The sequence below is a fragment of the Streptomyces sp. SAS_281 genome (genome assembly GCF_052542855.1).
In genome coordinates this window covers 34,092-43,102 of the sequence record NZ_JBMNDO010000066.1, presented here as the reverse complement: position 1 = coordinate 43,102, position 9,011 = coordinate 34,092, and the positions used below count along the sequence as shown (strand labels likewise).

Annotated in this window: 9 protein-coding genes and 1 pseudogene; 2 read left to right on the top strand and 8 right to left on the bottom strand. The window is 72.4% G+C overall.

The genetic code is table 11. From position 1 onward, the window contains the following. Window positions 1–132: 132 nt before the first annotated feature. Window positions 133–606, bottom strand: a pseudogene (gene soxR / locus ACN6LM_RS23645) (redox-sensitive transcriptional activator SoxR); the annotation flags it as partial. A 130-nt stretch (window positions 607–736) separates the two neighbouring features. Between soxR and ACN6LM_RS23640 the strand changes: the two are divergent. Further along, window positions 737–1,198: a MaoC family dehydratase gene (locus ACN6LM_RS23640; RefSeq protein ID WP_445067388.1), complete on the top strand. Its 462-nt coding sequence runs from the start codon at window positions 737–739 to the stop codon at window positions 1,196–1,198. Window positions 1,199–1,257: 59 nt separating this feature from the next. Here the strand turns inward: ACN6LM_RS23640 and ACN6LM_RS23635 are convergent, their stop codons facing one another. From ACN6LM_RS23635 to ACN6LM_RS23625, 3 genes are all read right to left on the bottom strand, one after another. After that, window positions 1,258–1,881 carry a TetR/AcrR family transcriptional regulator gene (locus ACN6LM_RS23635; RefSeq protein ID WP_164398472.1) on the bottom strand — a complete coding sequence of 208 codons (624 nt, stop codon included), beginning with the start codon at window positions 1,879–1,881 and terminating at the stop codon, window positions 1,258–1,260. A gap of 80 nt (window positions 1,882–1,961) precedes the next feature. Beyond that, entirely contained in the window at window positions 1,962–2,252 is a 291-nt protein-coding gene (locus tag ACN6LM_RS23630; RefSeq protein ID WP_164398473.1) for a YiaA/YiaB family inner membrane protein, read from the bottom strand. 59 nt (window positions 2,253–2,311) lie between these two features. Next, the gene (locus ACN6LM_RS23625; RefSeq protein ID WP_445067387.1) at window positions 2,312–3,463 is read right to left on the bottom strand and encodes an acyl-CoA dehydrogenase family protein; all 1,152 of its coding nucleotides are present in this window, start codon (window positions 3,461–3,463) and stop codon (window positions 2,312–2,314) included. 65 nt (window positions 3,464–3,528) lie between these two features. On the opposite strand from ACN6LM_RS23625, the gene ACN6LM_RS23620 reads away from it, so the two are divergent. Next, window positions 3,529–4,206 (top strand): TetR/AcrR family transcriptional regulator, encoded by a 678-nt coding sequence (locus tag ACN6LM_RS23620; RefSeq protein WP_445067386.1) that lies wholly within the window; start codon window positions 3,529–3,531, stop codon window positions 4,204–4,206. Here the strand turns inward: ACN6LM_RS23620 and ACN6LM_RS23615 are convergent. The 4 genes from ACN6LM_RS23615 to ACN6LM_RS23600 all read right to left on the bottom strand — a co-directional run bounded on the left by ACN6LM_RS23615 (window position 4,203) and on the right by ACN6LM_RS23600 (window position 8,974). Continuing rightward, window positions 4,203–5,282, bottom strand: coding sequence for a Zn-dependent alcohol dehydrogenase (locus ACN6LM_RS23615; RefSeq protein ID WP_445067385.1), 1,080 nt, complete (start codon window positions 5,280–5,282; stop codon window positions 4,203–4,205). The two genes, ACN6LM_RS23620 and ACN6LM_RS23615, sit on opposite strands and share 4 nt — an antisense overlap. Window positions 5,283–5,344: 62 nt before the next feature. Further along, window positions 5,345–6,739 carry an aldehyde dehydrogenase family protein gene (locus ACN6LM_RS23610; RefSeq protein WP_445067384.1) on the bottom strand — a complete coding sequence of 465 codons (1,395 nt, stop codon included), beginning with the start codon at window positions 6,737–6,739 and terminating at the stop codon, window positions 5,345–5,347. 120 nt (window positions 6,740–6,859) lie between these two features. Next, the gene (locus ACN6LM_RS23605) at window positions 6,860–8,218 is read right to left on the bottom strand and encodes an ABC transporter ATP-binding protein (protein ID WP_445067383.1); all 1,359 of its coding nucleotides are present in this window, start codon (window positions 8,216–8,218) and stop codon (window positions 6,860–6,862) included. Between the two features lie 138 nt (window positions 8,219–8,356). Beyond that, window positions 8,357–8,974: a TetR family transcriptional regulator gene (locus tag ACN6LM_RS23600; protein ID WP_445067382.1), complete on the bottom strand. Its 618-nt coding sequence runs from the start codon at window positions 8,972–8,974 to the stop codon at window positions 8,357–8,359. Window positions 8,975–9,011 lie beyond the last annotated feature (37 nt).

Here is a 9,011-nt window from a genome sequence, read left to right as displayed (position 1 = left end):
GACGATGAGGAGGACGAAGGCCCATACGTCCTTCCAGGCGCCGCCGCCGAAGAGGTCCATGCCGGGTACGTCGCTCATGTAGCCGGTGGCGAGGGAGCAGCCCTCGACGCTCTCCGCCGGCTCACGGCTCGCCGGCGCCCGTTCCGCCGCCTTGCGCTCCGGCATCAGGCGCGAGCCGCTGATCTTCTCGCCGTTGACGTCGTCCGGGTTGGACAGGACGCAGGTCTCCAGCGAGAGGCAGCCGCAGCCGATGCAGTCGGTGAGGTGGTCGCGGAGCCGGCCCAGCTGCTTGATCCGGTCGTCCAGTTCGGAGCGCCAGGCGTGCGAGAGGCGCGCCCAGTCGTCGCGGTTCGGCGTGCGCTCCTCGGGGAGTTCGGCCAGCGCCTCGCGGATGGTGGCCAGCGGGATGCCCACCCGCTGGGCCGCGCGGACGAAGGCGACCCGGCGCAGGGCGTCCCTGCTGTAGCGGCGCTGGTTGCCACTGGTGCGGCGGCTGCTGATCAGGCCCTTGGCCTCGTAGAAGTGCAGGGCCGACACGGCGGCGCCGCTGCGCGCGGAGAGCTGGCCGACGGTGAGTTCATGGAGTGTCTGCGGGATCTGGGGCACCCGTCGAAGCCTACGTGGCCGGTGCCCGGCCGGTCCGTCGTTGACAGGAACGCACCCGCCAAGGATGCTGAGCAAGCGCTTAGACAGCGTGGTCGATGGACGGCAGAGCGGGAAGGCAGGGACCAGGGACATGGCTGAGCCGAGGATCTTCGAGTCCGCGCAGGAGCTGCGGGACGGCGTGGGCGAGCAGCTGGGGTACAGCGACTGGCTGGAGGTCGACCAGAAGCGGATCGATCTGTTCGCCGACGCCACCGGCGACCACCAGTGGATCCACGTGGACCCGGAGAAGGCGGCGTCCGGACCGTTCGGGAAGACCATCGCGCACGGCTATCTGACCCTGTCGCTGCTGCCGGTGCTCGTCCCGCAGGTCATGGCGGTCGAGGGCGCGAAGATGGGCATCAACTACGGCACCAACAAGGTGCGCTTCCCCTCCCCCGTCCCCGTCGGCTCGCGGGTGCGCGCGACGGCCGTCCTGAAGAGCGTCGAGGAGGCGGGCGGCGGCGTGCAGATCACCGCCGTCGTGACGGTCGAGCGCGAGGGCGGCGACAAGCCGGCGTGCGTCGCCGAGTCGGTGTCGCGCTACTACTTCTGAGCCCGCGTGCGTACGCGAACGCCCCCGGCCTCACGAGGAGGCCGGGGGCGTGACCGTACTCAGCGCCCGGCGGCGACCATCCGCAGCACCAGGCCGGCGTACAGCTCGGCCACCTCGTCGGGCGTCCGGCTGCCCTGCGCGTTGAACCAGCGCGCCACGTCGATGCAGAGCGACAGCACCGCGAGCGTGGTGCCCGGCACGTCCGGTACGTCGAACTCGCCGGAGGCGACGCCCTCGCCGATGATCCGGCGCACCACCGCGTCGGTCCTGCGGCGCAGCGCGATGATCTCGGTGCGGTGCTCCTCGCCGAGCGCGTCCAGTTCGTACTGGACCACGCGGGCGGTGGTGTGCCGTTCGGCGTGCCAGCGGACGAAGGAGCGGACGGCGGTGGCGAGCCGTTCGGCGGCCGTGCCGTCACTGTCGGCGGCGGCCTCCAGCACGGCCAGGGCCCGGTCGTGGCCGATCCGGCTGATCCGGTGGAGCAGCTCTTCCTTGGTCTTGTAGTGGATGTAGAGCGCGGCGGGGCTCATTCCGGCGCGGCCCGCGATGTCCCGGGTGGTGGTCGCGTGGTACCCGCGCTCGGCGAAGGCGTCGACGGCCGCGACCAGGAGCCGCCGGGCGGCCTCGGGCGTCACCTCGGCCCACGGCGGGTCCTCGGCGTCGGTCTCCTGCGCCGTGCTCATCGTCGCTCGCCCCTCTCAGTCAACAGGACGCACACCATACCCCGATCCTGAGCAAGCGCTTAGGGCAACCTCGGCGGGGCTCAGAGCTTCTGGAAGGGGTCGTGCTCGGCGAGGATCTTCTCCAGCCGGGCCTGGTCGACCCGGCTGACCAGCTGGCCCGCCTCCTGCCGGTCCCGGACGACCTTGGCCAGGGTGAAGCAGGAGGTGACCAGGTAGAGGACGCCGATGGCGAGGAAGGCCCGCACCCAGGCGTCGGCGTCGAGGAAGTAGATCCCGAGGGTGACCGCGGCCATCGCGATCCCGAAGGACGCGACGGCCTGCCCGAAGTAGGCGGAGGTGGTCTGCTGTTTGACCGGTGTCGTCTCACTCATGGGGGTCAGCATCCGGCACTATGATCCACGCCACATCCGTACGGATACTCATACGGTACTCAGAACGCGGAGACCCCCGTCAGGGCCCGGCCGATGATCAGCTTCTGGATCTGGCTGGTGCCCTCGTAGAGCGTCATCACGCGGGCGTCCCGGAGCAGCTTGCCGACCGGGTACTCGTCGATGTAGCCGTAGCCGCCGAAGACCTGGAGGGCGTTGCCGGCGGCGCGGACGGCGGCCTCGGAGGCGAACAGCTTGGCCCGGGACGCGGCGGTGGCGAAGTCCTGGCCCCGGTCGATGAGGTCGGCGACCCGCCAGGTGAGCAGGCGCGCGGCCTCGACGTCCACGGAGATGTCGCTGATGAGTTCCTGGACGAGCTGGTAGCCCGCGATGGGCTTCCCGAACTGCTCGCGTTCGCCCGCGTATCCGACGGCCGCGTCCAGGGCCGCCCGGGCGATGCCGACGCAGCCGGCCGCCACCGACATCCGGCCCTTGGCCAGGGCGGACATGGCGATGGAGAAGCCCTTGCCCTCGGGTCCCATCAGGGCGCTCGCGGGCACCCGGACGTCCTCCAGGACCAGTTCGGCGGTGGCCTGGCCGCGCAGGCCGAGCTTGCCGTGGATGGTGCGGCGGGTGAGGCCGGGGGCGTCGGCGGGGACCAGGAAGGCGGAGACGCCCTTGTGGCCGGGGGTGTCGTTGGTGCGGGCGAAGAGGAGCACCACGTCGGCCCAGGTGCCGTTGGTGATGAACATCTTGCTGCCGTTGATCACGTAGTCCGCGCCGTCCCGCACGGCCCGGGTGGCCAGGCTGCCCGCGTCCGAGCCGGTGCCGGGTTCGGTGAGCCCGAAGCAGCCGACCGCGTCGCCCGAGGTCAGCCCGGGCAGCCACTGGCGCTTCTGCTCCTCGTCGCCCCAGGCGGCGATGGTCTTGGCGACCAGGCCGAGGGAGACCGAGACGATCCCGCGCACCGAGGAGTCGCCCCGGCCCAGTTCCTCGGTCACCAGGCAGTACGCGAGGTGGTCGCCCCCCGAGCCGCCGTACTCCTCGGGGACGGTCAGGCCGAGGAAGCCGAGGGCGCCCAGCTTCTTCACGATCGACTTGTCGACGCTCTCGGACCGGTCCCACTCGGCCGCGTACGGGGCGACATCGCGGGTGACGAAGTCCTTCGCGAGCTGCCGTACGGCTTCCTGCTCCTCGCTCAGCTCCAGGTTCATCGGCCGCACCCTCCGCTTTAATTAGCACTGCTAGTTTTCAGATCGCAGGGCCTACTATGTGCCGCATGGCCCGCCCGCGCAAGCCCCTCCTGAGCAGAGAACGCATCGTCGAGACGGCGAGCGCCCTCGTGGACGCCGAAGGGCTCGACGCGGTGTCGACCCGCCGCCTGGCGGCCGAGCTGGGGGTCAGCGGGCCCTCGCTGTACAACCACTTCCGCAACAAGGACGAGATCCTGGACGCGGTCGCCGACGCCGTCTCGGCGCAGGTCGATCTGTCGATGTTCGAGGAGTCCGATCCCCGGGACTGGCGGGCCGCGCTGCACGACTGGGCGGTCTCCTACCGGGCGGCGCTCGCCGCGCATCCGCACATCGTCCCGGTGCTCGCGCAGGGGCCCGGACGCCGCCCGGCCGGCCTGCGGGTGGCGGACGCCGTGTTCGGGGCCATGGTGCGCGCGGGGTGGCCGCCCGCCCAGGCCACGTACATCGGCGCGCTGATGCGCTACTTCATCACCGGCTCGGCGCTCGGCTCCTTCGCCCGGGGGTTCGTGGACGACGAGACGGCGTACGACCCCGCCGACTACCCGCACCTGGGCCAGGCGCACCTGCTGGCCGAGCGGCGGCAGCAGGTGGACGAGGGGGCCTTCGAGACCGGGCTGCGGGCACTGGTGGACGGGCTGGAGCTGCAGTACGCGCGGCTGGAGCCCGCCCACCGTGGAGTGCGGGACTTTCGGAACACGCCCTAGAAGACGACCAGGGCCCGGCCGCCCTTGCCCGCGACCATGTTGTCGAAGGCGGCGGGGATGCCGTCCAGGCCGATGCGTTCGGTGACCATCATGGAGAGGTCGAAGCGGCCCGCCCGGATGTGGTCCGCCAGCACCGGGAGGTCGCGGACCGGGTCGCTGTTGCCGTAGACGCAACCGGTCAGGGACCGCCCCCAGTGGAAGATCTCCAGGGCGTTGAAGGTGACCTGCTGGTCCTTGCCGCCGATCCCGACGACCGTGGTGCGGCCGCCCCGCCGGGTGGACTCCCAGGCGCTCCGGATAGTGGCCGCCCGCCCCACGCACTCGACGGCCACGTCCGCGCCCTGGCCCCCGGTGAGCTTCCGGATGTCGCGGGGCGTGGTCTCCGAGGCGATGACGAAGTCCGTGGCGCCGGCGCGGCGGGCCAGCTCCTCCTTCTCCGGTGAGACGTCCACCGCGATGACCTGCGAGGCGCCCGCGATCCTGGCCGACTGGAGCACGGCGAGACCGACGCCGCCGATGCCGAACACCACCACGGACTCCCCCACGCGGACCCGGGCGCTGTGGTGGACCGCGCCGTACCCGGTGAGCACCGCGCAGCCCAGGAGCGCCGCGTCGGTGAGCGGGATGCCGTCCGGGGCGGGCAGCACGCAGTTCCCGGCGACGACGGTCTCCTCGGCGAAGGCGGCGACGTTCAGCCCGGGGCGCAGGTCGGTGCCGTCGGCCGTGCGGGCGTGCAGGTCCGCCGCGCCGGCCAGGGCGGCCGCGCAGAGCCACACCTCACCGATCCCGCAGTGGTGGCAGCTGCCGCAGGAGGGCGCCCAGTTGAGGACGACGCCGTCGCCCGGGGCGACATGGGTGACGCCCTCGCCGACCGAGACGACGGTGCCGGCGCCCTCATGGCCCAGGACGGCGGGGACGGGCACCCGCATCGTGCCGTTGGACAGCGAGAGGTCGGAGTGGCAGACCCCGGCGGCGGCGAGGCGGACACGCACCCGGCCGGGGCCGGGTTCCGGCAGGACGATGTCGGTGATCTCCAGCGGAGCTCCGACGGCGGGCAGTACGGCGGCGCGGACCACGGACTTGCTCCTTGCTGATCGATGGGCGCGATCGGTGGGCGTACGGGGCTTGGGCAGGGTTCTCAGAACTGGAGGGACTTGGTCTGGAGGTACTCGGACAGGCCGTGGGCGCCGAGTTCGCGGCCGACGCCGGACTGCTTGTAGCCGCCGAAGGGCGCGAGCGGGTTGAAGCGGCCGCCGTTGATGTCGACCTGGCCGGTGTCCATCCGGCGGGCGAAGGCCGCGGCCGTCTCGTCGTCGGCGGCCCAGACGGCGCCCGCCAGCCCGTAGACGGTGCCGTTGGCGATGCGGAGCGCGTCGTCCTCGTCCTCGTACCGCAGGATCGAGACGACGGGGCCGAAGATCTCCTCCTGGGCGATCGTCATCTCCGGGGTGACGTCGGCGAACACCGTGGGGCTCACGTAGTAGCCGGTGGGCAGCGGGGCGTCGGGGCCGCCCGCGACGAGGCGGGCGCCCTCCTCGACGCCCTTCTCGATGTAACCGCGCACCCGGGCCTGCTGCTTGGCGTTGACGAGCGGGCCGACCCGGTCCCCGGGCACGTACTTGGCGACGGCCGCCGCCGCGAGCGCCACGGCCTCCTCGTACCGCTCCGCGTCGACCAGCATCCGGGTCCAGGCGCTGCACGTCTGGCCGGAGTTGGACATCACGTTGGCGACGCCCACGTTGACCGCCTTGGCGAGGTCCGCGCCGGGCAGGATCACGTTGGCGGACTTGCCGCCCAGTTCCAGCGCGACGCGCTTGATCGCGCCGCCGGCCGTGGCGCCGATCCGCCGGCCGACCGCGGTGGACCCGGTGAAGGAGACGAGGTCGACGTCCTCGTGCGCGGCGAGGGCCTGGCCGGCGACCGGGCCGAGGCCGGTGACCAGGTTGAACACACCCGCGGGCAGCCCGGCCTCGGCGACGGCCTCGGCGAAGAGCTGGGCGGTGAGCGGGGTGTCCTCGGCGGGCTTGAGGACGACCGTGCAGCCGGCGGCCAGCGCGGGGGCCACCTTGGCGACGATCTGGTGCAGCGGGTAGTTCCACGGGGTGATCGCGCCGACGACGCCCACGGGCTCCAGGTACACTGTGGAGTTGCCGTGCCGCTCCTCGAAGGCGTACGTGGCGGCGAGCTCGGCGTACGTCCCGGCGACCAGGACCGGGAGGCCCGCGTGCACGGAGACGGCCAGCGCGGGCGGGGCGCCCAGCTCGGCGGTGACCGTCTCGGCGATCTCCTCCGCGCGGACGCCCAGCACGTCGCGGAGCGCGGCGATGCGGGCGGCGCGCTCGGCGGGCGGGGTGGCGGCCCAGCCGGGGAAGGCGGCACGGGCGGCGCGTACCGCCGCGTCGACGTCCTCGGCGGTGCCGGCCGGGACGTGGCCGATGACCTGCTCGTCCGCCGGGTTCACGACCGCGATCGTGTCCGTTCCCGCGGCGGGCCGCCAGGCGCCGCCGATGTACATACCGTCGTGGGCCTTCATCGCTGTTCCTCCCGGGCACGGTGACGGACGGGATCGTCCGGAGCCCAAACTAGCGCTGTTAGTTTTCTGGCGCCAGAGACCCTCCGGAGACCCCCGTCACGTGCCGTGCCCGGCACCGTCCTACATGTCCAGGCCCGGGACGTCCTTCGGCAGCGGGCAGATGCGGCGGCCCTGGTGGTCGAAGACGTACAGGTGCGCGAGGTCGACCAGGAGGGGCACCTGGCCGCCGGTGCGCAGCATCATGTCGGGCCCGGTCCGCACGACGAGGTCGCTGGCGGTGACGGCGGGGCGGTCCGGGCTGTGCATGCCCGGCGGCAGGTCGTCGGCCTCCGGCGCGTCCAGGACGGCGACGGACCCTCCGACGTAGGAGCTGGCGCGCTCCTTGATCCGCTCCAGCACCCCCGCGCCGCCCTGGCCGCCCCGGCGCCTGCGCACGGGGCCCCGGTCGGGGCGGGCCGACTCCAGCTCGGGGACGACGGCGGGCCGGGAGCCGGTGTTGAGGTGGACCAGCGCCTCGTGGCCCTGGTACTCGACGTGCTCCACGATGCCGCTGAGCGCGACCTCGCCGGGGCGGGCGTGGCTGGGCGGGGCGATCCGGACCGCCTCCGAGCGGAGGCCGACGATGATCGGGCGGCCCTGCTGGATGCGCAGGAGCTGGTGGTCGGGACTGAGCGGTTCGGGCAGCGGGAGGCGCTGGCGGCCCAGGTCGATGGACATCCGGCCCTCCAGGGGCGCGTGCACCACGGCCTGGAGGAGGTTGATCCGGGGCGTCCCGATGAACGCGGCGACGAACACGTTCTCCGGCAGGGCGTACACCTCGCGCGGCGGGCTGACCTGCTGGAGGATCCCGCCCCGCATGACGGCGACCCGGTGGCCCAGGGACATGGCCTCGGCCTGGTCGTGGGTCACATAGACGGTGGTGACACCGAGTTCCTTGGTGAGCTGGGCTATCTCGGCGCGCAGATGGTTGCGGAGCTTCGCGTCGAGGTTGGACAGCGGCTCGTCCATGAGGAAGGCGGAGGGCTGGCGCGAGATCGCCCGTCCCATGGCGACCCGCTGGCGCTCGCCGCCGGAGAGCTGGCCGGGGCGGCGGTCCAGAATGCGCTCGATGCCGAGCATCCTGGCCGTGTTCTCGATGCGTTCGGTGTGGTCCAGGCGCGGGTTCTCCAGCTTCAGCGGGAAGCCGATGTTGTCCCGGTTGGTCATGGTCGGGTAGAGCGCGAAGTTCTGGAAGACCATGGCCATCCCGCGTTCGCGCGGGGTGAGGTGGTTGGCCGATTCGCCGTCGAGCAGGATCTCGCCCTCGGTGGTGTCCTCCAGGCCGGCGATCATGCGGAGCACGGTCGACTTGCCGCAGCCCGAGGGGCCCAGCAGGACGACGAATTCGCCCGGGTCTATGGAGAGCGAGAGCTGGTCGACGGCGCGCTGGGACCGTCCGTATGCCTTGCTGACGTTGTGCAGGGTGATGGCGCGAGTCATGTGGTTCCGCCCGGGAGGGTTCGTGATGGAGCGGTGGGGAGCGGCAGCAGTGGCCCGAAATTAACCCACCGCGCCCGGGGAGGGAATGACTCGCGCAAATTTGGGTACGCCCCGGGGCTATTCACAGCCGGGGAAAGCTCAGTCGAGCCTCCGGGCCAGGTAGGCGTGGATGAGTTCGCGGGTCTCGGCGACGAGCGCGTCGTCGCCGGACGGATCGGTGCGGAAGGCGAGTTTGAGCAGGGCGTCGGCCGCCTCCACGCAGACCAGGATCGCGCGCAGCAGGTCCGCGTCGGCCTCCCGGCCGAGCTGCCCGGCGAGGAGTCCGGCGAGCCGGGACGCGACCCGCTGGTTGGCGTCGTCGGCCGGGTCCTCGTCGGGTGCGGGGGCGCCGAAGTCCACGAGGGCGAAGCCGGGGACGGTGCGCTTCATCGCCAGGTACTCGTCCAGCACGGCGTCGATCGCGCCGCGCCAGTCGGCCGCTTCGACGGCGGTCAGCCGGGCGGTGATGCGCTCGGCGTAGCTGTCCAGGTTGCGGCGGGCCAGCGCGTCGGCCAGGGACCGCTTGTTGGAGAAGAAGCGGTAGACGGAGCCGATGGGCACCCCGGCCCGCTGGGCCACGGCCCGGGTGGACAGCTGCTCGTAGCCGATCTCGTCGAGGAGTCCGGCGCAGGCGTCGAGGATCCGGGCGAGGCGTTCGGCGCTGCGCTGCTGCACCGGGGCGCGGCGGAGGTTGTTCGTGTCGGGCACGCCTTCCATGATGCCGTGGACCTCCTGCGGCGGGGCGGGAGCCAAG

Excerpts from the sequence above, each read along its gene's own strand:
- ACN6LM_RS23640 (WP_445067388.1), top strand. The coding sequence starts at position 737 with ATGGCTGAGCCGAGGATCTTCGAGTCCGCGCAGGAGCTGCGGGACGGC.
- ACN6LM_RS23635 (WP_164398472.1), bottom strand. The coding sequence starts at position 1,881 with ATGAGCACGGCGCAGGAGACCGACGCCGAGGACCCGCCGTGGGCCGAG.
- ACN6LM_RS23630 (WP_164398473.1), bottom strand. The coding sequence starts at position 2,252 with ATGAGTGAGACGACACCGGTCAAACAGCAGACCACCTCCGCCTACTTC.
- ACN6LM_RS23625 (WP_445067387.1), bottom strand. The coding sequence starts at position 3,463 with ATGAACCTGGAGCTGAGCGAGGAGCAGGAAGCCGTACGGCAGCTCGCG.
- ACN6LM_RS23620 (WP_445067386.1), top strand. The coding sequence starts at position 3,529 with ATGGCCCGCCCGCGCAAGCCCCTCCTGAGCAGAGAACGCATCGTCGAG.
- ACN6LM_RS23610 (WP_445067384.1), bottom strand. The coding sequence starts at position 6,739 with ATGAAGGCCCACGACGGTATGTACATCGGCGGCGCCTGGCGGCCCGCC.
- ACN6LM_RS23605 (WP_445067383.1), bottom strand. The coding sequence starts at position 8,218 with ATGACTCGCGCCATCACCCTGCACAACGTCAGCAAGGCATACGGACGG.
- ACN6LM_RS23600 (WP_445067382.1), bottom strand. The coding sequence starts at position 8,974 with ATGGAAGGCGTGCCCGACACGAACAACCTCCGCCGCGCCCCGGTGCAG.